The organism is Microbaculum marinisediminis, from assembly GCF_025397915.1.
GTDB lineage: Bacteria > Pseudomonadota > Alphaproteobacteria > Rhizobiales > Tepidamorphaceae > Microbaculum > Microbaculum marinisediminis.
In genome coordinates this window covers 39,198-59,855 of the sequence record NZ_JALIDZ010000002.1, presented here as the reverse complement: position 1 = coordinate 59,855, position 20,658 = coordinate 39,198, and the positions used below count along the sequence as shown (strand labels likewise).

The window sequence follows — 20,658 nt, the reverse complement described above, 5'->3', positions numbered from 1 at the left end:
CGGAAACATCATTTGGGGCACCTTAATAAGAGAGACGGCGGGTGCAAATCAATCCGCCGCGATGGGCGGCCGTCGCGCGCATGCGTGTCAATTCTCGCGCCGGACCGACTGGACTCGACTCGTGCTTGCGCATAAATGCTCGCTATGACGGAACCCACCCACGATCGCGTACTCATCGTCGACTTCGGCAGCCAGGTCACCCAGCTCATCGCGCGCCGGGTCCGCGAGGCCGGCGTCTACTGCGAAATCCACCCCTTCCAGAAAGCGGAAGAAGCCTTCACGCGGCTTCGGCCCAAGGGCGTGATCCTGTCCGGCGGACCGGCCTCCGTGCTCGACGAGAACGCGCCGTCCGCGCCGATGGCCGTGTTCGAGGCGGGCCTGCCCGTTCTCGGCATCTGCTACGGCCAGCAGACGACGGCCCAGCAGCTCGGGGGAACGGTCGAGGGCGGCCACGCCGCCGAATTCGGCCGCGCCTTCGTCGAAATTCACGAGCCCTCCGCCCTCTACGAAGGCATCTGGTCGGTCGGCGAGCGCCATCAGGTCTGGATGAGCCACGGGGACCGCGTGACCCGGCTGCCCGAGGGCTTCGCCGTGCGCGCGACGTCGCCGAACGCCCCGTTCGCCGTCGCCACCGACGAGGCCCGGCGCATCTACACCACCATGTTCCACCCCGAGGTCTACCACACCCCGGACGGGGCGAAGCTGCTGAGGCATTTCGTCGTCGACATCTGCGGCTGCCGGCCGGACTGGACCATGGCCGCGTTCCGCGACGAGGCGATCGCGCGCATTCGCGAACAGGTCGGCTCCGAGAAGGTGATCTGCGCCCTGTCGGGCGGCGTCGATTCCGCCGTCGCCGCCGTGCTCATCCACGAGGCGATCGGCGACCAGCTCACCTGCATTCTGGTCGATCACGGCCTCATGCGCATGAACGAGGCCAGGGACGTCGTCGACATGTTCCGCGGCCACTACAACATCCCGCTGGTCGATGTCGACGCGTCCGAGACCTTCATTTCCGCGCTCGAGGGCGTCACCGACCCCGAGCGGAAGCGCAAGATCATCGGCTCCCTGTTCATCGATGTCTTCGAGGCCGAGGCCGAGAAGATCGGCGGCGCGGCCTTCCTGGCGCAGGGCACGCTCTATCCCGACGTGATCGAGTCGGTTTCCTTCACGGGCGGCCCCTCGGTCACCATCAAGTCGCACCACAACGTCGGCGGCCTGCCCGAGCGGATGAACCTCAAGCTCGTCGAGCCGCTGCGGGAACTGTTCAAGGACGAGGTGAGGGCGCTCGGCCGGGAGCTCGGCCTGCCGGAGGCCTTTGTCGGCCGCCATCCGTTCCCGGGCCCCGGTCTGGCGATCCGCTGCCCCGGCGGCATCAGCCGCGAGAAGCTGGAGATCCTCAGGAAGGCCGACGCGATTTATCTCGATGAGATCCGCAAGGCCGGCCTCTACGACGCCATCTGGCAGGCCTTTGCCGTGCTGTTGCCGGTCCAGACCGTCGGCGTCATGGGCGACGGGCGCACCTACGACTCCGTCTGCGCGCTCAGGGCCGTCACCTCCGTCGACGGGATGACGGCGGACTTCTACCACTACGACATGGACTTCCTGGCCGCCACGGCGACGCGCATCATCAACGAGGTCAAGGGCATCAACCGCGTCGTCTACGACGTGACGTCCAAGCCGCCCGGGACGATCGAGTGGGAGTAGGGGGCGTACAGCGGGCCCGCGTTGAAACCACCGGAGCAATTCATGTCCGTGACGATCTACGGCATCCGCAACTGCGACACGATGAAGAAGGCCTTCGCCTGGCTTGATGGCCACGGCGTCGCCTATGCCTTTCACGACTACAAGAAGGAGGGCGTCACGCCCGAGGCGCTGCGGCGCTGGTGCGCGGCGGCCGGCTGGGAAAAGGTCCTGAACAAGGCCGGCACCACTTTCCGCAAGCTGCCCGACGACGCCAAGGCCGGGCTGGACGAGGCCAGGGCCGTCGCGCTGATGCTCGATCAGCCCTCGATGATCAAGCGCCCTGTGCTGGAGGCCGGCGAAACGGTCGAGATCGGCTTCAAGCCCGAGCGCTACGCCGCCCTGTTCGACGCCGGATAAGGGATCTCCGCCGCCCGCGTCAGTGCCTGTCGAGCATCCTTTGCTGCTCGTCCAGTGTGTCGCGCGACTTGTCGATGATCCATTGCATCAGCCGTTGCAGCACCTGCGGGATCTCGGACGTCTGCGACTCGATGAGGAACTGGCCCCGCGGCGTGATCACCGTGTCGGGCACGGGCCTGACGAGAAGCTTCTTTTCCAGCAAATCCCCGAGGCAGTAGCGCCAGGCCAGGGCGATGCCCTGGCCGTTGACGGCGGCCTGCATCGCGACGTGGTAGTTGTCGAAGATCAGCCGTGAGGCTGAATCGATATGGCGCGCGCCCCGGCGTTCGAACCATTCCCCCCAATCCATGAAATCCCAGCGGGACGTGTGCCAGCCCAGCAGGGTCTGCCGGGCGAGGGCCTCGAGGCTCCCGATCCGGCCGCACCCCTCGAGATAGGACGGGCTGCAGACGGGGAAAACTTCCTCGTAGAACAGCCGGTGGCTTGTCGCGCCGGGCCAGTTGCCGTCGCCGAAGGTGATGTCCAGGTCGGGACTGGATGGATCGGGCACCGTCCCGCCCTGGTCGGAGACGATCGAGGTGACGATGCGCGGATGCCGCGCGTTGAACTGGGCGATAATCGGCAGCAGCCAGAAGCTGGCGAACTCCGCGTCCGTCCGGATCGTCACGTGCGGCATCGGCTGGCTCAGCATCGTCGACGCGCCGGCGATCCGCACCAGCCCGTCCTCGACCGCGCTGAGGAAGATCTCGCCTTCCCGGCTCAGGGCGATGCCCCGGCCGGCGCGCAGGAACAGCTTCACCCCCAGATGCGCCTCGAGCTGGCGGATCTTATGGCTCATCGCCGGTTGCGTCACGTTCAGCTCGGCCGCCGCCCGCGTGAAGCTGAGGTGCTCGGCCACCCGCTGGAACGCCACCAGCCACTGCAGCGGGGGAAGGTCGTTCACCAGACTCATAACCGCTGACTAATGAATCTATGAGGTTTTTTCAAGTTTTCATCACCATGGCGACATGCAAGCCTCCGGCCGCGAGTCAAGTCCGAGCGTTTCAGCGAACGAAGATGGGATTTCCCGACGAAATGAAAGCAAACCGAAGCGCCCTCGTGGCGGTGGATCTACAGGGCGAGAACGCCGCCGGTGGCGTCTGGCAGGTGGCTGGATACGAGTCGATCCTCGCCAATGCTGCGAAGACCATCGAGGCCGCCCGCGCCGCCGGCATTCCGGTGATCTACAGCCGCCATGCCCTCGATCCCGCGGGCCACGACGCCCAGAAGCACGAGCCCCGCGATGCCGAGGGCCGGCCGCTCGCCAGCCGCAGCGACAGCCCCGAGGTCGGCATCTGCGACGAAGTGCGCCCGCAGCCCGGAGACGTCGTCTTCGACAAGCAGCGTTTCTCGGCCTTCTATGGCACCAAGCTGGACCTGCTGCTGAGCCAGGTGGACGCGGAGCACCTGATCGTCCTGGGCTGCTGGACCGAGGCGTGCTTGGAGACGACGGTCTGGGACGCGATCTGGCGCGACTACCGGGTGACGCTGGTTCTGGACGCCTGCGGATCGTTCAACACGTTCGCCCACAAGGTGGCGATGCTGGACATGGCGAACTGGCTCTACGGCGGGCAGATCCTTCTCGCCGACGAGGCGGTCAAGGCGATGGCAGGCCAGCCATACCGTGGCTGGACGTTCTCCGAGCCCCACGCGATGCACTATACCGCCGAGACCGTCGACAGCCTGTACGCCCAGCTCGGCGGCTGAGCCCGCTCCCCAAGACCCATAAGAACCCCTAACAAAAAGCGGAGATCGCCAATGAAAACACGTCTGCTGACCACTTCCGCCGTACTTCTCGGCATCACCCTGGCCACCACCGGTGGCGCCTTCGCCCAATGCACCGAAATCGGCATGCTGACCTGGGAAGGCTATGTCGACGACGCCTGGGTCAAGCCGTTCGAGGAAGAGACCGGCATTACCGTCAAGCGCACCTATGTCGGCTCCAACGACGAGTACATGGCCAAGCTGGCTGCGGGGGGCGGGGACTATGACGTCGTCACCATCGTCAGCTCCCTGGCCGAGCGCGCCATCGGCGCCGGCTTCGTCGAGCCGCTCGACGTCGCACAATTGCCGCATATCGAGCAGATCTTCGCGGGCTTCCGCGATCTGGAATTCATCCACAAGGACGGCGAGCTCTATGGCGTGCCGACCTTCTGGGGCACCACGCCGGTGACCGTGAACGCCGATGTGATCCCCGAGGGCGAGGATTTCGGCATTCTCTTCGATCCCGAATACGCCGGCCGCATCGGCATGTGGGAAGACGTGACCACCATTGCCGACGTCGCCAGCTATCTCGGCTACGACAATCTCTGGACCCTGACGGACGAGCAGCTCGAAGAGGTCAAGAAGAAGATGATCGAGCAGAAATCGCTGGTGCGCACCTATTGGAGCCAGGCCGGCGAGGCGATCGAGCTCTTCGCGAGCGGCGAGATCGTGGCCAGCAATTCCTGGAACTACATCACCCAGGCGCTGCGCGAGCAGGGCGTGAACGTGCGCGAGTTCGTGCCGGAGAACCCGGTCGGCTGGCTCGACTCCAACTTCGTCGTGAAAGGCAGCGATTGCGCCGCCGAGGCGCACGCCTTCATCGACCACCTGATAGCGCCGAAGACGCAGGGCCAGATCGCCGAGGCCACGGGCTACACCGTGACCAACCCGGAATCCCGCGAGTTCATGGACGAAGCCGTCTGGGAACAGCTCTACATGGACGAGGGGCCGGACCTTCTGGAGCGCATCGAGTTCTGGCAGGACATTCCCCGCCGTGGCCGCTATCTGGAAGTCTGGAACGAGGTCAAAGCCGCGCGCCAATGACCCCAGCATTTTCCAAGAATGAAGGCGCCGCCCCCCGGGGCGGCGCCGTCAGGCTCGATCGTGTCAGCAAGTCGTTCGAGTCGTTCGTTGCCGTCTCCGATGTCTCTCTCGACATCCGGGCAGGCGAATTCCTGACGCTGCTCGGCTCGAGCGGCTGCGGCAAGACGACCACGCTGCGCATGATCAGCGGCTTCGAGGCCGTCGACAGCGGCACGATCACCGTCGACGGCGCGCGGATGAACGAGCGTCCGCCCTATCGCCGCCCGGTCAACACCGTCTTCCAGAGCTACGCACTGTTCCCGCACATGACGGTCGAGGCCAACGTCGCCTACGGCCTGACCCTAAAAAAGCTTCCCAAGGCGGAAATCGTCCAGCGGACCTCCGAGATGCTCGAGCGCGTCGGCCTGCTGGACAAGGCCGCGGCCAGGCCCGACAACCTTTCCGGCGGGCAGAGGCAGCGGGTGGCGCTGGCGCGGGCGCTGGTTAACGAGCCGCGGGTCCTGCTTCTGGACGAGCCGCTGGGCGCGCTCGACGCCAAGTTGCGGCGCGAGATGCAGCTCGAGCTGAAGCGGATCCAGACCGGCCTGGGCATCACCTTCGTCTACGTCACGCACGACCAGGAAGAAGCGCTGGTGATGAGCGACCGGATCGCGGTCATGAATGCCGGCAAGATCCGCCAGATCGGCACGCCGGCGGACATCTTCGAGCGTCCCTGCGAACGGTTCGTGGCCGAATTCGTCGGCACGGAGAACTTCCTGCCCATCGCCGACACCGTGCCGGGCGGCGTCGTGCTGTCCGACGGCACGCGACTGCGACTGCCCGAGGGGGCGACGCCCGCGGACGCGGGCCTTGTCGCCATACGTCCGGAGAAGATACGGCTCGCCACCAACGGCGCGGAAACCAACGTCGTCGAGGCGCGCCTCAGCGAGATCGCCTATGTCGGCACCGCCAATCGCCTGATCCTGCGCCTGCCCGGCGGCGATACGCTGACGGCCGAGGTCAGTCCCGAAGCCCTTGCAGCCTGGCCCGGTCCGCTGGACGAGGGCACACAGATGCGCCTCGAGCTCGCTCCCGACGCGCTTCTCGTCTTTCCCGAAACGCCCGCACGATGAGCGGCGCCACGGTTCAGGACGCCGGCGCGGCGCGCGGCTGGCGGATCCCGGGTGGATGGCTCCTGGTCGGCCCGCCGCTGCTCTACCTGCTGGTCTTCCTGGTCATTCCCTATGGCGAGATCCTGCTGCACAGCGTCTGGCAGGTGGACGGCTATGTCATCTCGCGCACGCTGACGGGCGACAACTACGCCCGGATCGTCGAGAACCCACTTTACCGGCAGGTGCTGTGGAACTCGTTCTCAACCGCGCTCCTGGTCACGCTGTTCGCGTTGGCGATCGGCTATCCGCTGGCGTTCTTTCTCGCCTTCGTGGCCCGCCGTCACCGGCAGATGCTCTATTTTCTCGTGGTGATCCCGCTGCTCACCAGCTTCCTGCTGCGGGCATACACCTGGAAGATCATCCTCGGCCGCTCCGGTCTGGTGAACAGCACGCTGACCTCGCTGGGGCTGACCGACGGGCCGCTGGACCTGTTCCTGTACAATCAGTTCAGCGTCGTGCTGACGCTGGTCTACATCTTCGTGCCCTTCGTGACCCTGCCGATCTATGCGTCGCTGGAGAAGCTGTCGCGCGACCAGATAGAGGCGAGCCTGGACCTTGGTGCGCGGCCCTTCACCACGTTCCGGCGCGTGATCTTGCCGCTCAGCCTGCCCGGCGTGGTGGCCGGCGGCACCTTCACCTTCGCGCTGAGCTTTGGCGATTTCGTCGCGCCGTCTCTGCTGGGCGGGCCGAACGAAATCATGATCGCCAACGTCATCATCAGCCAGTTCGGCACCGCCTTCGACTGGCCCTTCGGCAGCGCGCTGGCGATGGTGGTGGTGGTCATCGTGCTGGCCATCGTGGGCATCGGCGCACGGCTTGAGAAACGGTAGGACCGCCATGCAGGCCCGTTACGATCCCCTCCTGACCCGCCCGGTCCGCCGTGGTCTGTTGGTCACGGCTGTCGCGGCATTTGCCTTTCTCTACCTGCCCATCGCGGTACTGGTGGTGTTCTCCTTTTCCGACTCGCCACTGCTCGTCTTCCCGATCGACAGCGTCGGCCTCGCCTGGTACCGGGCGCTGTTTGCCGATAGCGACCTGTGGCGCTCGGTCGGCAACAGCCTGATCGTCGCCGGCACGGTGGTGCCACTGACGCTGATCCTGGGCGTGCCGCTGGCCTTCGGCCTGGACCGCGTGAATTTTCCCGGCAAACGCCTGCTGGAGCACGGGATTCTGCTGCCTCTGGTGGTGCCGGGCATCGTCACGGGGCTGGCGCTCTTGCTGCTGTTGAGCCGCTTCGATACGCGGCTTTCCCTCTTCACCGTCGCCATCGGGCATTCGGTGTGGTGCCTGCCGATCGTCGTCACCCAGGTCTACGCGCGGCTGCGCCGTTTCGACCGCAGCATAGAGGAGGCGAGCCTCGATCTGGGCGCCGGCCCGGCGACCACCTTCTGGCGGGTGACGCTGCCGAACCTCAAGTCGGCGCTTCTCGGCAGCGCGTTGCTGGTGTTCGTGCTGTCCTTCGACGAGATCCCGGTGACGTTCTTCCTGACGGGCAGCGAGAACACCTTGCCGATGCATATCTGGTCGATGCTGCGCGAGGGCGTGAACCCGGTGATCAACGCCATCGCCACCTTGACGATCGCCCTGTCGATCCTCGTCGCCTTCCTCGGCCTGCGGCTGCTGTCACGGGACTGAGTGGGGGCGGGGACCGGTCAATCGTCGGAATAGAACGCTCGGAGGGCGGCGAGCTGTTCGTCGGTCAACGGGTTCCGAAAACCGATCGTCTCGTCTCCCTTGACGCCGTTGAAAATGCGGGCGACGAAGATGTCGGGCCGTTCCGTCCGGGCCATGAAAAAGAGGTCGCGGGCCGGAAGCGTGAGGTCGGGATCGCCGTTTTCCGCTCCGTCATGGCAGCCGGCGCAGTAGGTCTGGTGGATCACCCGGGCCTCGCGCATGGCGGTCGCCGTGACCGCGGGCGCTGCGGTCCCGGCCAGGTCGAGCGGATGGCGATCCGAGAGCGTCGCCAGCAGTGCCGCGAGCGGTTCGGTGTTGGCGGGCTCCAGGTTTGTCACCTGGTATTCGCTCAGAGCCCGTGCCCCGTCCGCGTCTCCGGCCCTTTGCAGGAGCCAGGGCAGGAGCCCCAGGGAACCGGCAAGCCGCTCGGCCAGCCCGATCTTGTGCGCCGCGGGGAGGTCGGCTTCCGCCAGGCGGTCGACGTCGCCCAACGCGATGCGAAGCTCGCTCGCCAGGACACGCGCATCGTCCCCGGCATGACCGGCACCTGCGGTCGCAAGCCCCAGAACGAGCGCGACGATGGCCGCAACGCCCCTCGGCGTTGCGGCCATCGCAGGTCCGATAGTGCGGCGCCTGGGCGCCATTATGCCACCTGGTATGTCATTGCCCCGTGGAGATCTTCTGCTCCGTGGGCATGCCGGCGTTCGTCCAGGACACCATCGAGCCGTCATACATCTGCACGTCCTTGTTGCCGAGGATCTCGGACGACACGAACCAGCCGATCGACGCCCAGTGGCCGGTGTTGCAGAAGCTGACCTGCTTGCCCGTCGTGGGCACGCCGGCCGCCTCGTAGAGCGAGGCGAGCGTCTTGGCATCGCGGAACGTGCCGCCGCCGTTCTCGGTCATCCAGCTCTGCGGCAGGTTGACGGCGCCGGGGATCGTACCGGAGGCCTTGGACGCGCCGTGGCGGTTCACGCCCAGGTACTGGTCGTTGGTCCGGTTGTCGACCATCAGCGTGCCGGCATCCAGCGCCGCCTTGACCGCGTTGTCGTCCAGCAGCATGTCCTGTCTCAGGGCCATGTTGAAGGTCTTGGGCTCGGCCTTGGCCGCCCCCTTCTCGAGCGGATTGGCCGGGTTCTTGTTGGCATCCAGCTCGGCGAGATAGGCGTTCATGCCGCCGTTCAGGATCGACACGTTGTCGTGGCCCAGGACCTTGAAGGTCCAGTACATGCGCGTGGCCATACCCATGTCGGACGACGTCCCACCCGGCGCGACGAGCACGACATGGGTGGAATTGTCGATGCCGAGGCTGCCGATCAGCGCCGCGAGTTGCGCGGGATCGTCGGGGAACACGCCGGGCACGTCGCCTTTCTTCACGCGCCAGCCGTCCTTCGCGTAGTCGGTATTCACCGCGCCGGGGATGTGCCCGCGCAGGAAGTCTGTCTGGCCCCGGGCATCGACGAACACGACGCCGGATTGTCCGGTATTGGCCTTGACCCAGTCCACGTCCACCAGAGGCTCGGCCGCCGTGGCGGGCGCAGCCACCAGGGTGGTCACCGCCAGGATGGTTGCGGCCATGAGCGCAATCGAAGCCGCAATGGCTCTCGCAGTGCTAGCAAGTCCGGTCATTTTCAGGTCCTCCCTTTCTCATTCAGCCGCCCGGCCATCGCGTCAAAGCGTGACGACGAGGTCAGCGGCCAGGATGGCACGTGCCACCTCCGCCCAGCCGTGTTCGTCGTCGCGAGACAGGCGTGTGACGTCTGCCTTCTCGACGGCGTTTCCGGCATGCAAAGTCTCCACGGCCTGCGCGACCAGCGCCGCGTCTGGAAACAGGCCTGTCTGCAATTCGAGGATCTTCATCGCGCGGCCCCTATAGATTCACGACACGGTCGGCCGTGGCGATGGCGCTGCCCAGGGCCGCGGCATCGAGCAGGGCGAGGTCGTCACCCATCGCCGCCACGGTCGTCTCGGGCACAATCTCGGCCAGTTCCAGAAGTTCGGTCTGCTCGGCATTTGCCTCGGTCTCTTCGACCGGTCCGGTCATGAACACCAACCGCACGTCATGGCCGAAAATGGTCAGCCCAGCGGCCACGCGCATCGCCTCGGTATGATCGCGTCGGCCCAGTACGAGAATTTTCTTCGGCTCCACGATAGTCTCCCTAGAGGCTCACGATGCGCGCCGCTTCCGCCACCAGCGCCGAATTCACGGTCTGGCTGCCCTGTTCCGCCGGGCAGGCGCGGCTGTCCATATGGTGTTCCCACGAATGCTCGCAGACGACGACGCGTGCCGCGCCTGCGCTGGCCGCAGCGAAGTCCGCATTGTCCAGCGCTTTCACGCCGTCATTGGTAAGGAAGCAACTCCAGCTCGCCTCCTGCGACGTCAGAGCGCGGCCAAGCCCGGCGGCGATCGGTGCGGCGTCGGCGGTCGTGATATGCAACAGAACGTCCATGGTCGGTCCGGTCGGCTCCATCTTCAGTGTTGCGGCGCAAAGGCGACGGCGGCGCCATCGCGGGTGAATTCGATCAGGCGGCTGCGCAAGGATCCGGCATCGTCCGGCGCGGCGTCGTCCGACACGGCCATCGACCCGATGCGCATCGGCGCGGTGTAGACCGCCTCCCGGCTGAAACTCCGGCCCTCGCCACCCGGACCGGTTACGACCGCCGCGCCGTCGTGGACGGATACGGTGTCTTGCCCCGCGAGATAGGCGAGCGCGGCCACCGCCAGCGCATCGTCCGACGCGCCCTCCGGCCCGGCGTATACCACGAGCGGTTCCCGTCCGGTCAGGCCGACGGTGCCGAGCAGCCAGCGCAGCGCATGAAATCCGATCGGTGCACCGTCTCCGCCGTCGAGCAGCCACGGGGCCGGCAGGCACCGGGCGCCGGGCAGGGAAGTCGCCAGGCAGTCGTCCTCGGCGCGGATGTCGATCACCCGGGCATCCGTGGCGACGACGTCCGTAATTTCAATCGGCTGTGCGGCGAGCGGAAAAGCCGTGCCCATCGCCAGCGCCAGCGCGCCTGGTCCGATAGCCCGGTTTTTCCGCCTGCCCAACTCAGCACCCTCCGAACCTGATGACCGGTTCCGGCGCGGCGCCGGCCGCGGGCGGGGCAGGGGGATTTTCCACGTAGTAGCCGATGAGCTCGACGGCCGGCAGTTCGCCGAAGCCCTGACCCACGTCGATCATCGGCAGCGTCTCGGCGGGCTGCGGTGTCTGCGCCATCGCGACCGTCTCGGGATCGAGGGCGGCAAGCGGGAAGAACAGCCACGCCGCTCCGAGGCAGGCGACGAGGCTTCCCGTACAGAAAATTAGGCTCGAGCGATCCATTTCCCGCCTCCGTTTCTCACAGTGAGTCCTTGAGGAAACCCACGTAAAGCACAGCGAACGCCGCGATCGCCAAAACCAGCTGGGCCGTCGTTTCGAAGTCCATGATCCGTCCTCAGTCGCCGCGGTAGTGCTTGATGAGCTTGTTCACGCTGACGCCTTCGCCGGTGACGGGGTGTTCCACCTCCGGCGTGAAGTGGGCCACGCCGTCGCGGTCCAGGAACATGCTGGGCGGCGGTGAGACGTACATCCACCCAAGCCCCCCCACGACCACGACCAGCGAGGCAACCACATAGAGATGCATGAAGAGCTTTGCGGGCGTCATTCGCTCAGTCCTTCCGGATGTAGACTTTCCAGCAGCGTGGTTCCTGGATCGTCTCCAGATGGGCGGCGTTGAGTTCGTCGCACATCGGTGGCAGTGCCTCGACCGAGGAGGGGTTGTCGAGAACGATCTCGATGACATCGCCCGAGCCGACCTGGCCGATCGCCTTTTTGGTCATCAGCTGCGGGCGCGGGCAGCTGTCGCCCAGGCAATCCACGCTCTGCGCGATGGTAATGCGCGAGCCGTCACTCAGCGTCGCCTGACCCGTCGGGGCGGCGCCGGTCGTTTCGCTCTTCTTTCTGCTGAACAGGCCCATGTCTTGTCGTCCTCTCGGGTTCTTCGTTCACATCATTCCGCGGCTTGCGCGGTGACCACCTTGCGGCTTTCCTGAACCTGGCGATGGTGCGCCGCCTGCGCGTCCTCCTTGCGCCTGATCGCGCGGTAGATGAGGAACAGCACGCCCATCTGCACCAGCCCGAAAACGACGGCCGGTATGCCGAGTTTCTCCTGCAGCGTCGCGGCGTTCGCGAAGCCGAGCTGGAGGGCTTCCAGGTTCGGTTCGCCCGTCATCGACGCCGGTGCGGGCGGCCAGTAGTTGATCGACCAGAGCATCGAGAACAGGAACATTCCGATGAAGGTGAACAGCAGCGCCCACAGGGCGCCGACATTGCCTTCGCCGGTCTTGACCCAGGTCGACACCGTGCACGCGCCCGCCAGGACCATCCCGATGCCGAAGATGAACAGGCCCGCGAAGGTGTTCAGGCCGACGTCGAAATGCAGCGTCTTGCCCTCGCCGAAGGTGATGAACAGCGTGAACCCGAAGGTCAGGATCATCATGGCGACCAGCAAGGCCTTGGTATTGCGGTAGGTCTTGAAAAGGATCGCGTCGCGCAGGGCGGCGGTGTTGCAAAAGCGCGAACGCTGAACCAGCAGGCCGACGATCGAGCCGAAGATGAAAGCGATGATGCATTCCCCGATGGCGGTAATGGTTCAGCCCTCCAGAACTTTTTTGTAGATCATCGACCCGACCCAGGCCCCGGCGATGATGCCGCTGATGGCGAGGTAGCCGCCCATGTTCATCTCCGGCGTCAGGCCGAAGAAGGTCGACACGTTGCAGACGAAGGCGAGACGGATGCCGATGCCCATCATCAGGCCGCCGATGGTGATCATCACCCATTCGGACAGCCGGCGGGGTATCCGGATATAGAATTCCTTGCTGAGGATCGCCCCCACGAAGGCGCCGAAGAGCATTCCGAGGCTGATGTAGATCTTCCAGTAGGTCGGATCGGGTGGGAAAACGAGCGTCCAGAACGGCAGGCGCTGCAGCTCGTCGCCGATGACGGCCTGCGCGGCAAGTCCGGTCATCATGGTCTCGCCGCCACCGACCGTCCACGCTCCCACGATCAGGAACAGAAAGATATTGAGAACGGCGATCGCCGCCAGAGCGATTACCGGATCAAGAGTCTTCTTGAAGAACTCACTGGCCAAGACATCCTCCCTCAGTGCCATCTTGCGGTCTTGCGGCACCTCTCCGAAGCCTAGGAGGGCGCCGACGCCCGGTGGTAGTAATTATTGGAAACACCCCTCAAACATGTAAGGATCAACAGTCGGCGAGGGGAACACGGGTCAGGTGCGATCCGGCACGTACCGGATGCGCGGGGCGGGACCGAGACGGAATGTCGATCTACGTTGAAATCGATCCGGACGACTTCCTGGGCCACATGTTCAACGCCTGTTCGATTGATCAGGTTAGCGAGTTCCTGCCGGAAAAACGAGGTTTCCGTATCCATGGCCACAGCACCACGGTCCGCCTGGAACGCGTGTTCTGGACCGTGCTCGAGGAGATGGCCGACCGGATGGAAATCTCGCTGCCGCAGCTGATCGCCCGAATCCACGACCAGTGCCTGGTCGCGAACGACAAGAACATCTCGTCCTGTCTTCGCGTCATCTGCATGAAATACATGAACATCTACGCCTGACGGCGAAGGCATCGCCGCCGCGCCAATGAAGCGTCCGGCGGCGGCCATCGCCGTCAGGGGGCTGACGGAGAAGTGCCTGGACGGCCGAAACGCCTACGGCTCGCCTGCGGCGAGGGCGTCCGGCCCGGCGCCGCAGACGATGGCGCAGACGGTCTCGCCGTCGGCAAGCGCAACGCGGCCTTCCCGAAGCGCCGCGATTGCCGCCGCGCCGCTGAGGTCGGCGGCGAGGCCCATCTCGAACCACAGCCAGCGCGCCGCGCGCAGCATCTCCTCGTCGCTGACGAGGACGAAGCCGTCGGCGGTGTCGCGCACGGTCTCGAAGATCGCGTCTTCGGTCTTCGCGCAGGCCATCGTGGCGACGGAGGTGGTCACCTGATCGAGGCCGATATTGCTGCCGGCTTCGAGTGCGCGCAGGAGTAGCGGACAGCCTGCCGCCTCCACGCCGATGACGCGGGTCGCCGGGCGCCGCGACTTGATGGCGCGTCCGACACCGCTGATCAGGCCGCCACCGCCGACCGCGACCAGCACGACATCGACGTCGGGGATGTCTTCCAGGATTTCGAGCGCCACGGTGCCCTGGCCCGCGACCACGAAGGGGTCGGCGAAGGGATGGAAATAGGCAGCACCCGTGCGCGCCACATGGTCGAGCGCCGCGGCGTTGGCCTCGTGCCAGGCCGAGCCGACGATGTGCGTCGTCGCGCCCCAGGCCTCCAGCTTTTCGATCTTGGCCGGCGTCGCGTTGTCCGGCAGGTAGATCGTCGTCGGCACGCCGGCGAGAAAGCCCGCCCGCGCCGTGGCAAGGCCGTGATTGCCGCCGGACGCTGCGACGATGCCCTTGGCCAGAACAGACGGGTCCGTGGCCAGCAGCCGGTTGGTGGCGCCGCGCGCCTTGAACGAGCCGGTGGCCTGCAGCAGCTCCAGCTTCAGGATCACGTCGGCTGCGACGGGCAAGGGCTCCTTGAGGCAGTCCGCGGCAAGGGTCGGCGTGCGGCGGACCTGGCCGGCGATGCGCGCGGCGGCGGCTTCGATATCGTCGATCGTGATCATCTCACAGGTCCCCTGCATACGGTGCGGCAACGACGGCGCAGCAATTGCCATGCGTGACCCTGCCAGGCTGGCGACGGCCGAAGAGGATGCCGTTGGCGCCGTAGAAGACGGGCTCGGGCTCGCGCCAGGGGGCGTGAATGTCGTGAATGAGTCCGGCCTGCTGGCCCGCCTGGACACTGTCCCCGAGGGCGTGCGCGCCTTCGAAGATGCCGTCGCGTGTTGCATAGACGTAGCCGGCGGACCCGGGAATCTCGAGCACCGTCCGCGCGGACTCGTTGTGCCGGGTCGCGGCGTCGGCCGGCAGGATGCCGACATGCGCCAGCACGTTGCGCACGCCGCGCCGGCACAGCGCCAGAGTCTCGCGTGACACCGTGCCCTGGCCCGCCATCTCGGTGCCGACCGTGGTCAGTCCGGCCCGCACCGCCGCGGCCGTTGACGTGCGCGGCTCGCCCAGGTTGCTGATGACCACAGTCAGCGGCGCGTCGAAGGCCATGACCGCCTCCACGTTGCGGCGCATGTGGGCGGGGTCGGACGCCGGCTCGACGATGGCGCTCGGCAGGATGTCGAGCGACGAGCCGCCGGAATGCAGGTCGACGAGAGCGTCACCGAGGGGATAGATGACATCGCTCAGGTAGGCGGTGATCTGCTGGCTGATCGAACCGGCGGGGTCGCCCGGAAAGGTGCGGTTGAGGTTGAGCCCGTCGACCGGCGACGTGCGCCGTCCCGCCACCACGGCCGGCAGGTTGAGCGCCGGCAGGATGATCAGCCGTCCGGAGATGCCCGCGGGGTCGAGTGTGCGGATCAGTTCGCCGAGCGCGATCTGTCCCTCATACTCGTCGCCGTGATTGCCGGCCATCAGGATCGCGGTCGGTCCGGCGCCGTTGCGGATGACGCAGACGGGAAGGCGCGTCGCCCCCCAGGCATCCTCGTGCGGGGAGTGCGGAATCGTGAGATATCCGGTCTGCTTGCCGTCCTGTTCGAAATCGACGGACGCGGAGACTGTGGAAATGCGCGCCATGGGAAAGGTCCTGCGAGGAAACGATAGGCGGGGCCGGCGCGTCGGCCGGCCCCGGGGGCAAGTCACATGGAGGGGAAGTTGGCGGGCAGCGGCTGGCCCAGCCACTTCTCCGTGATCTTCGACAGCTGCTTGGTCGTCAGGTTGTAGAAGACGAAGGTATCGAGCCAGCGCAGCAACTCCGGATTGCCCTGCTGGATGGCGATATGGGTCGGCGACATGCGCAGGATGAACTTGGCCTGCAGCTCGACGTTCGGGTCGCGGTCGCTGAGCTCCTTGGCCACGACATTGGCGGTGGCGAGCAGCTGCGTCTGGCCGGACAGGTAGGCGGCCGCCGCGGTCGCGTCGTCGTCGAACCGCATGATGTTGGCGTCCGGCGCCGCCGCGGTCAGCTCGATGTCCTGGGTGGTGCCGCGCGCCACGGCGATGCTGGTGTCGCCGAGCTCGGCCGGCGTCGTCACCGCGATGTCCGCCGGTCCGAAGACGCCGATCGAGAGCGCCGAGTAGGGCGACGAGAACGCGACCTGCTGGGCCCGTTCAGGCGTGGCGCCCATTGCCGCGATCACCATGTCGAGCCGGTCGGTCACCAGGTAGGGCACGCGGTTGGCGCCGGTGATCTGCTGCAGCTCGACCTCGACGCCGAGTGCCTCTCCGATCGCCTGGGCGACCTCGACATCGAGGCCGGTGGGCTCGTTGTTTTCATCCATGAAGCCGAAGGGCGGCACGTCGATCGGCACGCCGATACGCACCGTGCCCTTGTCGATGATGTCCTGGAGCTCGGCCGACTGGGCCGGGCCGGCAAGGCCGGCCGTGATGGCCGCGACCGCGGCGATCCTGATCAATCCGTTCAACATAGACTTCCTCCCTGTGTTGGATACTGGTTGAGCTGCGGCCGGTTCCGGTCCTTGTTGGCGGCGTTCGTCGGCCGCGGGTCATGCAACGGCCCGGACATCGGGCCGACGGTGGCGCCGGTCAGTGCAGGACGGCGGCGAGAAAAGCCTTCAGCTCCGGCGTCCTCGGATTCCGCAGGACCTCCTGCGAAGGCCCGTCCTCGTGGATACGGCCCTCGTGCATGAAGATGACGCGGTCGGCGACGGTTCTGGCGAAGTTCATCTCGTGGGTGACGAGCATCATGGTCATGCCCTCGCGGGCGAGTTCCTCGAGCACGCGCAGGACCTCGCCGACGAGTTCGGGATCGAGCGCCGACGTGATCTCGTCGAACAGCATCATGCTGGGCTGCATGGCGAGCGATCGGGCGATGGCGACGCGCTGCTGCTGGCCGCCGGACAGCTCGTCCGGATAGGCATGCAGCTTTTCGGCGAGACCGACCTTGGCGACCATGGCGTGGGCGATCTCGGAGGCCTCGGCGTCGCGCATCTTGCGCACCCGCTTGAGCGCCAGCTTGACGTTGCGCTCGACCGTCAGGTGCGGGAACAGGTTGTAGCTCTGGAACACCATGCCGACGCGCGCCCGGAGCAGGTTCAGGTCGGCATTGGCCGCCGTCACCTCGATGCCGGCCACCGTCAGGTCGCCTTCCTGCACCGTCTCCAGGGCGTTGACGCAGCGCAGCAGGGTCGACTTGCCCGAGCCCGACCGGCCGATCACGGCGACGGTCTCGCCCTCGTCGATCGACAGCGTGATGCCCTTGAGCACCTCGTGCGATCCGAAGCGCTTGACCACGTTGCGTAGGCTAACGAGCGACATGGATCTTCCCTTCCAGCACGTGGCTCGCCCAGGACAGGCCGAGACAGAGGACGAAATAGATGGCCGCGGCCGCCAGATAGACCGTCAGCGGCGCGAAGGTGGCGGCCGTCATGATCTGGCTGGCGCGCGTCAGTTCGACGAAGCCGATCAGGGCGGTGAGCGAGGTGTTCTTGACGATCTGGACGAGGAAGCCGACCGTCGGCGCGATGGAGATCCGTATCGCCTGCGGCAGGACCACGTCGGTGAAGCGCTGCCGGTAGGTGAGGCCGAGGGCGGCGCCGGCTTCCCACTGGCGGTGCGGCACGGATTGCAGCGAGCCACGCCAGATCTCGCCGAAGAAGGCGCTGGAATAGAGCGAGAGCGCCACGACCGCCGCCGTCCAGGCGTCGACCGAGAGGCCGATCAGCGGCAGCCCGAAGAACAGCACGAACAGTTGGCCGAGCAGCGGCGTGCCCTGGATCAGGTTGATGTAGCCGATGGCGAACCAGTTGAGCGGCGCCACCGGCACGATGCGCAGCACGGCGATGGCAAGGCCGATAATGCCGCCGCCCACCGTGGCGGCCAGGGCCAGCAGCACGGTCCAGCGCGTGGCCAGAAGCAGAAAGCCGAAATCGGACAGGGCGAATTCGCGGATCATCGTGCCGGCCTCCGGATGAAGACGGTCCAGTAGATCGCCGAGAACAGGGCGCGGAAGACGAGGGTGAGGCCGAGATAGACGATGGTGATCAGCGCGTAGGCCTCGAAGGAGCGGTAGGTGCGCGACTCGATGAAGGCGGCCTGGTGAAACAGCTCGGTGGCGCCGATCGAGGAGACGATGCTGGTGGCCAGCATCAGAAGGATGAACTGGCTCGCCATGGCCGGGTAGATCGCCTTCATCGCCTGGAACAGGACGACGTGAACGAAGGTCTGGCTGGCCGTCATGCCAAGCGACCGGCCGGCCTCGACCTGGCTGACGCGCACGGATTCGATGCCCGCCCGAATGATCTCCGCGCAATATGCGCCGAGATTGACCGACAGGGCGATCAGCGCCGCTTCGTTGGCGGCAAGCCGGATTCCGATGGAGGGCAGGCCGTAGAAGACGATGAACAGCTGCACCAGGAGTGGCGTGTTGCGGATGGCCTCGACATAGCCCCGCGCGATGCCGCGCAGCCAGGCCGCCTGCGCGTTGCGCATCACCGCGAACGCCAGACCGATGATGAGCCCCAGCACCATGGTGGCGACCGAGAGCTGCAGCGTCAGGAATACGCCTTCGTAGATTTCATCCCGATAGCGCCAGATCGCTGCAAATTTGAAACTATAATCCATTTGTGCATAGACCTCCTCCCAGTGGACGGACTAAATGTCCGGCCAGTCCATGCGTCTTTTTGATCTATCAAACGTTAGGGCTGCTTCATATATGTTGTCAATGCGTGTATATGAATTGATGTGATGACAAGAGCGATGACCAGCTACGCCGCCCCCGCGCTGGAAAAGGGGCTTGATATCCTAGAGGCGCTTGCCGCCCACGGGGCGCCGATGAGCACGCGCGAGGTCGCCGAGGTGCTCGGCCGGTCGAAGGGCGAGATTTTCCGGATGGTTCACGTGCTGGTGGCGCGCGGCTATGTCGAGCGGGAGCCCGTCGGAGACCGGCTGCTGCTGTCCAATAAGCTGTTCGGCCTCGGCATGAAGACGGCGCGGGCGCGCGAGCTCGTCACCGTGGCGACGCCGATCATCGACCGCTTCGCCGGCGAGGTGCAGCAGGCCGCGCACCTGGTCGTCGCCCATCGCGGCGAGACGGTCATCATCGTCGCCTGTTCGGGCGGCGCCGACATGAACTTCTCGCTCAAGCTCGGCTACCGGCGGCCGCTGGCCGACGCCCATTCGGGGCTGATCCTGATGGCCTTCCAGCCGCCGCATCTGCGCGAGCGCATGATCGCCGAAAGCCTCGTCCTGATGCGCGATCCGCCGGACCAGGCCAGTCTCGTCTCCTCGCTCGATGCGGTGCATGCCGAAGGCAGCATCATCCGCGAAAGCCGCGACATCGTCGGCGTCACCGATATCGTCTGCCCGATCCTGGTCGGCGAGGGCCGGGCGGTCGCCTGCGTCACCGTGGCCGCCGTATCGCGCCGCAGCGCGACGCCGAACTACGATGCCATCCTGGCGCGACAGCAGGCCGCCTGCGCGGAGATCGCCGCAGGGCTCGATTCCGCGACGCCGCCATACCCCGACGAGCTGTGAGCCGAGGCCGCCGCTTCCGCCGGGCACGCGACGAGACCAATCTGCGCGCGCGCGTGCGGGATCGGAACGGCATGGCAGGCTGCCGCGGACAACGTCCCGGTTTTGTGCGCGCGGACTAGGCGGTGGGTGCGGTTTGGAGGCTGCCGAGGTCGGTCGTCTCGAGCAGGGACGCGAAGAGGTCTATCCGCGGGACCACCGATGACAGCAGGATGTGCTCTTCGAGGGTATGCGCCCCGGCACCGTCCACTCCCAATCCGTCCAGCGTCGGCACGCCGATTGCGGACGTGAAGTTGCCATCGCTCGCACCGCCGGCGGCCATGCCCACGAGTTCAATGCCGAGTGCCGCGGCGACCGTCCGCGCATGATGGAACAGCCTCTGCGATTCAGGCCCGTGGTCGAAGGGTGGGCGGTTGAGTTCGCCGGTGATTTCGAGCGTGACGTCCGGATCTCGTGGAGTGAGCGAGCGGATGGCGGCAAGCGTCGGCTCGACCTGATCGAGCCGCTGCAGGCGGATATCCACCTCGATACGGCAGTGCGCCGGCACCGTGTTCGGGCTGGTTCCTCCGCGGATCGTTCCAACATTGACGGTGATGCCCCGCTCTACATCCGTCAGGGCCTCGATCGTGGGGATGTGCGCGGCGATTTCGCTGACCGCGCTGCGGCCGAGCTCGAAGTTCGATCCCGAATGGGCGGCGTGTCCGCTCGCCGTGATGACGAAGCGCGCCACGCCCTTCCGGGACGTGACGATCTTGCCGCCGTCGCGCGCGGGCTCGACAACGAGTGCCGCCAGAGCCCGTCTGGCTTCGTCTTCGATGACCGCGCGAGAGGAGGGGCTTCCGATCTCCTCGTCGGGCGAGAACAGAAAGGTGACGGGCACCTTGCTCGACCGGCCCGTTTCGCGAAGCCTGCACCAGGCGGCGAGCGCCATCAGCGCCGAGCCTTTCATGTCGTAGACCCCCGGCCCGTAAAGACGATCTCCCTCGATGCGCCAGCGCAACGCAGACTGGAGCGTTCCGCACGGATGCACCGTGTCGAGGTGGGCGAGCACCAGGATGCCGGGCCCCGGTCCGGCGGGGCCGCCGCGTGCCAGCAGGGTGTGGCACGCCCCGTCGCCGCCGCCCGCCCATTCGACGCAGAGGCCCGATCGGGCGCACTGCGCCGCGACCAGCTCGAGCAGCCGGGCGACCGATTTTCGTTCGGCACTGGGCGTCTCGATCGAGACCCATTCGTTCAGCTCGGCTACGTAGTCTGTAAGTCGCGAAGACGTCATGGCGAGTCCCTC

General features: G+C 66.3%; 28 protein-coding genes. 9 read left to right on the top strand and 19 right to left on the bottom strand.

The annotated features are described in order from the left end of the window. Positions 1-144: 144 nt before the first annotated feature. Complete coding sequence (guaA, locus tag MUB46_RS03605) at positions 145-1,704, top strand: glutamine-hydrolyzing GMP synthase (RefSeq protein WP_482194180.1); 1,560 nt, start codon at positions 145-147, stop codon at positions 1,702-1,704. Between the two features lie 42 nt (positions 1,705-1,746). After that, a complete protein-coding gene (locus tag MUB46_RS03600) occupies positions 1,747-2,100 on the top strand; it encodes an ArsC family reductase (RefSeq protein ID WP_261614512.1) in 354 nt (117 codons plus the stop codon). Positions 2,101-2,119: 19 nt separating this feature from the next. Here MUB46_RS03600 and MUB46_RS03595 read toward each other — a convergent pair whose 3' ends face one another. Beyond that, positions 2,120-3,043, bottom strand: coding sequence for a LysR substrate-binding domain-containing protein (locus tag MUB46_RS03595; protein ID WP_261614511.1), 924 nt, complete (start codon positions 3,041-3,043; stop codon positions 2,120-2,122). A 131-nt stretch (positions 3,044-3,174) separates the two neighbouring features. Between MUB46_RS03595 and MUB46_RS03590 the strand changes: the two genes are divergently transcribed. The 5 genes from MUB46_RS03590 to MUB46_RS03570 are packed head-to-tail and all read left to right on the top strand — an operon-like array spanning position 3,175 to position 7,733. Then, positions 3,175-3,846 (top strand): cysteine hydrolase family protein, encoded by a 672-nt coding sequence (locus tag MUB46_RS03590; protein ID WP_261614510.1) that lies wholly within the window; start codon positions 3,175-3,177, stop codon positions 3,844-3,846. Positions 3,847-3,897: 51 nt separating this feature from the next. Continuing rightward, positions 3,898-4,947: an ABC transporter substrate-binding protein gene (locus MUB46_RS03585; RefSeq protein ID WP_261614509.1), complete on the top strand. Its 1,050-nt coding sequence runs from the start codon at positions 3,898-3,900 to the stop codon at positions 4,945-4,947. Next, entirely contained in the window at positions 4,944-6,059 is a 1,116-nt protein-coding gene (locus MUB46_RS03580; protein WP_261614508.1) for an ABC transporter ATP-binding protein, read from the top strand. The genes MUB46_RS03585 and MUB46_RS03580 overlap by 4 nt, the downstream gene beginning before the upstream one ends. Beyond that, positions 6,056-6,928 carry an ABC transporter permease gene (locus tag MUB46_RS03575; RefSeq protein WP_261614507.1) on the top strand — a complete coding sequence of 291 codons (873 nt, stop codon included), beginning with the start codon at positions 6,056-6,058 and terminating at the stop codon, positions 6,926-6,928. The genes MUB46_RS03580 and MUB46_RS03575 overlap by 4 nt, the downstream gene beginning before the upstream one ends. Next, positions 6,915-7,733, top strand: a complete 819-nt coding sequence (locus MUB46_RS03570) for an ABC transporter permease (protein WP_261614506.1) — start codon at positions 6,915-6,917, stop codon at positions 7,731-7,733. The genes MUB46_RS03575 and MUB46_RS03570 overlap by 14 nt, the downstream gene beginning before the upstream one ends. Positions 7,734-7,750: 17 nt before the next feature. On the opposite strand, the gene MUB46_RS03565 is transcribed toward MUB46_RS03570, so the two are convergent. From MUB46_RS03565 to MUB46_RS03515, 11 genes are all read right to left on the bottom strand, one after another. After that, positions 7,751-8,383, bottom strand: a complete 633-nt coding sequence (locus tag MUB46_RS03565) for a c-type cytochrome (protein WP_261614505.1) — start codon at positions 8,381-8,383, stop codon at positions 7,751-7,753. Positions 8,384-8,432: 49 nt separating this feature from the next. Further along, complete coding sequence (locus MUB46_RS03560; protein ID WP_261614504.1) at positions 8,433-9,350, bottom strand: sulfurtransferase; 918 nt, start codon at positions 9,348-9,350, stop codon at positions 8,433-8,435. 93 nt (positions 9,351-9,443) lie between these two features. Beyond that, the gene (locus tag MUB46_RS03555) at positions 9,444-9,632 is read right to left on the bottom strand and encodes a hypothetical protein (protein WP_261614503.1); all 189 of its coding nucleotides are present in this window, start codon (positions 9,630-9,632) and stop codon (positions 9,444-9,446) included. Between the two features lie 10 nt (positions 9,633-9,642). Further along, entirely contained in the window at positions 9,643-9,921 is a 279-nt protein-coding gene (locus tag MUB46_RS03550) for a hypothetical protein (RefSeq protein WP_261614502.1), read from the bottom strand. A 10-nt stretch (positions 9,922-9,931) separates the two neighbouring features. Beyond that, positions 9,932-10,222 carry a hypothetical protein gene (locus tag MUB46_RS03545; RefSeq protein WP_261614501.1) on the bottom strand — a complete coding sequence of 97 codons (291 nt, stop codon included), beginning with the start codon at positions 10,220-10,222 and terminating at the stop codon, positions 9,932-9,934. Positions 10,223-10,245: 23 nt separating this feature from the next. Next, positions 10,246-10,821: a hypothetical protein gene (locus MUB46_RS03540; protein WP_261614500.1), complete on the bottom strand. Its 576-nt coding sequence runs from the start codon at positions 10,819-10,821 to the stop codon at positions 10,246-10,248. 1 nt (position 10,822) lies between these two features. After that, on the bottom strand, positions 10,823-11,095 hold the full coding sequence (locus tag MUB46_RS03535; protein ID WP_261614499.1) for a hypothetical protein: 273 nt from the start codon (positions 11,093-11,095) through the stop codon (positions 10,823-10,825). Between the two features lie 112 nt (positions 11,096-11,207). Continuing rightward, positions 11,208-11,417 carry a hypothetical protein gene (locus MUB46_RS03530; RefSeq protein WP_261614498.1) on the bottom strand — a complete coding sequence of 70 codons (210 nt, stop codon included), beginning with the start codon at positions 11,415-11,417 and terminating at the stop codon, positions 11,208-11,210. A gap of 4 nt (positions 11,418-11,421) precedes the next feature. Continuing rightward, entirely contained in the window at positions 11,422-11,730 is a 309-nt protein-coding gene (locus MUB46_RS03525; RefSeq protein WP_261614497.1) for a sulfurtransferase TusA family protein, read from the bottom strand. A 32-nt stretch (positions 11,731-11,762) separates the two neighbouring features. Beyond that, positions 11,763-12,344, bottom strand: coding sequence for a YeeE/YedE family protein (locus tag MUB46_RS03520; RefSeq protein WP_261614992.1), 582 nt, complete (start codon positions 12,342-12,344; stop codon positions 11,763-11,765). A gap of 60 nt (positions 12,345-12,404) precedes the next feature. Next, on the bottom strand, positions 12,405-12,923 hold the full coding sequence (locus MUB46_RS03515) for a YeeE/YedE family protein (RefSeq protein ID WP_261614496.1): 519 nt from the start codon (positions 12,921-12,923) through the stop codon (positions 12,405-12,407). 167 nt (positions 12,924-13,090) lie between these two features. On the opposite strand from MUB46_RS03515, the gene MUB46_RS03510 reads away from it, so the two are divergent. Further along, positions 13,091-13,393: a ribbon-helix-helix domain-containing protein gene (locus MUB46_RS03510; RefSeq protein ID WP_261614495.1), complete on the top strand. Its 303-nt coding sequence runs from the start codon at positions 13,091-13,093 to the stop codon at positions 13,391-13,393. 93 nt (positions 13,394-13,486) lie between these two features. On the opposite strand, the gene MUB46_RS03505 is transcribed toward MUB46_RS03510, so the two are convergent. From MUB46_RS03505 to MUB46_RS03480, 6 genes are all read right to left on the bottom strand, one after another. After that, positions 13,487-14,440 (bottom strand): threonine ammonia-lyase, encoded by a 954-nt coding sequence (locus MUB46_RS03505; protein WP_261614494.1) that lies wholly within the window; start codon positions 14,438-14,440, stop codon positions 13,487-13,489. Between the two features lies 1 nt (position 14,441). Beyond that, positions 14,442-15,458, bottom strand: a complete 1,017-nt coding sequence (locus tag MUB46_RS03500; protein ID WP_261614493.1) for a succinylglutamate desuccinylase/aspartoacylase family protein — start codon at positions 15,456-15,458, stop codon at positions 14,442-14,444. A 62-nt stretch (positions 15,459-15,520) separates the two neighbouring features. Next, on the bottom strand, positions 15,521-16,309 hold the full coding sequence (locus MUB46_RS03495) for a transporter substrate-binding domain-containing protein (protein ID WP_261614492.1): 789 nt from the start codon (positions 16,307-16,309) through the stop codon (positions 15,521-15,523). Positions 16,310-16,427: 118 nt separating this feature from the next. Next, positions 16,428-17,159 carry an amino acid ABC transporter ATP-binding protein gene (locus tag MUB46_RS03490; protein ID WP_261614491.1) on the bottom strand — a complete coding sequence of 244 codons (732 nt, stop codon included), beginning with the start codon at positions 17,157-17,159 and terminating at the stop codon, positions 16,428-16,430. Next, positions 17,146-17,793: an amino acid ABC transporter permease gene (locus tag MUB46_RS03485; protein WP_425256218.1), complete on the bottom strand. Its 648-nt coding sequence runs from the start codon at positions 17,791-17,793 to the stop codon at positions 17,146-17,148. Before MUB46_RS03485 ends, MUB46_RS03490 begins: the two co-directional genes overlap by 14 nt. Beyond that, positions 17,793-18,464, bottom strand: coding sequence for an amino acid ABC transporter permease (locus tag MUB46_RS03480; protein ID WP_261614489.1), 672 nt, complete (start codon positions 18,462-18,464; stop codon positions 17,793-17,795). Before MUB46_RS03480 ends, MUB46_RS03485 begins: the two co-directional genes overlap by 1 nt. A 123-nt stretch (positions 18,465-18,587) precedes the next feature. Between MUB46_RS03480 and MUB46_RS03475 the strand changes: the two genes are divergently transcribed. Then, on the top strand, positions 18,588-19,376 hold the full coding sequence (locus tag MUB46_RS03475) for an IclR family transcriptional regulator (RefSeq protein WP_261614488.1): 789 nt from the start codon (positions 18,588-18,590) through the stop codon (positions 19,374-19,376). A 115-nt stretch (positions 19,377-19,491) separates the two neighbouring features. Here MUB46_RS03475 and MUB46_RS03470 read toward each other — a convergent pair whose 3' ends face one another. Further along, the gene (locus MUB46_RS03470) at positions 19,492-20,646 is read right to left on the bottom strand and encodes a M20 family metallopeptidase (RefSeq protein ID WP_261614487.1); all 1,155 of its coding nucleotides are present in this window, start codon (positions 20,644-20,646) and stop codon (positions 19,492-19,494) included. Between the last annotated feature and the right edge of the window lie 12 nt (positions 20,647-20,658).

What these genes read in the sequence shown, in the direction of transcription:
- MUB46_RS03495 (WP_261614492.1), bottom strand. Translation starts at nt 16,309, where the DNA reads ATGTTGAACGGATTGATCAGGATCGCCGCGGTCGCGGCCATCACGGCC.
- guaA (WP_482194180.1), top strand. Translation starts at nt 145, where the DNA reads ATGACGGAACCCACCCACGATCGCGTACTCATCGTCGACTTCGGCAGC.
- MUB46_RS03500 (WP_261614493.1), bottom strand. Translation starts at nt 15,458, where the DNA reads ATGGCGCGCATTTCCACAGTCTCCGCGTCCGTCGATTTCGAACAGGAC.
- MUB46_RS03515 (WP_261614496.1), bottom strand. Translation starts at nt 12,923, where the DNA reads ATGGCACTGAGGGAGGATGTCTTGGCCAGTGAGTTCTTCAAGAAGACT.
- MUB46_RS03535 (WP_261614499.1), bottom strand. Translation starts at nt 11,095, where the DNA reads ATGGATCGCTCGAGCCTAATTTTCTGTACGGGAAGCCTCGTCGCCTGC.
- MUB46_RS03590 (WP_261614510.1), top strand. Translation starts at nt 3,175, where the DNA reads ATGAAAGCAAACCGAAGCGCCCTCGTGGCGGTGGATCTACAGGGCGAG.
- MUB46_RS03585 (WP_261614509.1), top strand. Translation starts at nt 3,898, where the DNA reads ATGAAAACACGTCTGCTGACCACTTCCGCCGTACTTCTCGGCATCACC.
- MUB46_RS03505 (WP_261614494.1), bottom strand. Translation starts at nt 14,440, where the DNA reads ATGATCACGATCGACGATATCGAAGCCGCCGCCGCGCGCATCGCCGGC.
- MUB46_RS03545 (WP_261614501.1), bottom strand. Translation starts at nt 10,222, where the DNA reads ATGGACGTTCTGTTGCATATCACGACCGCCGACGCCGCACCGATCGCC.
- MUB46_RS03475 (WP_261614488.1), top strand. Translation starts at nt 18,588, where the DNA reads ATGACAAGAGCGATGACCAGCTACGCCGCCCCCGCGCTGGAAAAGGGG.
- MUB46_RS03575 (WP_261614507.1), top strand. Translation starts at nt 6,056, where the DNA reads ATGAGCGGCGCCACGGTTCAGGACGCCGGCGCGGCGCGCGGCTGGCGG.
- MUB46_RS03560 (WP_261614504.1), bottom strand. Translation starts at nt 9,350, where the DNA reads ATGGCCGCAACCATCCTGGCGGTGACCACCCTGGTGGCTGCGCCCGCC.
- MUB46_RS03490 (WP_261614491.1), bottom strand. Translation starts at nt 17,159, where the DNA reads ATGTCGCTCGTTAGCCTACGCAACGTGGTCAAGCGCTTCGGATCGCAC.
- MUB46_RS03525 (WP_261614497.1), bottom strand. Translation starts at nt 11,730, where the DNA reads ATGGGCCTGTTCAGCAGAAAGAAGAGCGAAACGACCGGCGCCGCCCCG.
- MUB46_RS03565 (WP_261614505.1), bottom strand. Translation starts at nt 8,383, where the DNA reads ATGGCCGCAACGCCGAGGGGCGTTGCGGCCATCGTCGCGCTCGTTCTG.
- MUB46_RS03580 (WP_261614508.1), top strand. Translation starts at nt 4,944, where the DNA reads ATGACCCCAGCATTTTCCAAGAATGAAGGCGCCGCCCCCCGGGGCGGC.
- MUB46_RS03480 (WP_261614489.1), bottom strand. Translation starts at nt 18,464, where the DNA reads ATGGATTATAGTTTCAAATTTGCAGCGATCTGGCGCTATCGGGATGAA.
- MUB46_RS03470 (WP_261614487.1), bottom strand. Translation starts at nt 20,646, where the DNA reads ATGACGTCTTCGCGACTTACAGACTACGTAGCCGAGCTGAACGAATGG.
- MUB46_RS03600 (WP_261614512.1), top strand. Translation starts at nt 1,747, where the DNA reads ATGTCCGTGACGATCTACGGCATCCGCAACTGCGACACGATGAAGAAG.
- MUB46_RS03530 (WP_261614498.1), bottom strand. Translation starts at nt 11,417, where the DNA reads ATGACGCCCGCAAAGCTCTTCATGCATCTCTATGTGGTTGCCTCGCTG.
- MUB46_RS03510 (WP_261614495.1), top strand. Translation starts at nt 13,091, where the DNA reads ATGTCGATCTACGTTGAAATCGATCCGGACGACTTCCTGGGCCACATG.
- MUB46_RS03555 (WP_261614503.1), bottom strand. Translation starts at nt 9,632, where the DNA reads ATGAAGATCCTCGAATTGCAGACAGGCCTGTTTCCAGACGCGGCGCTG.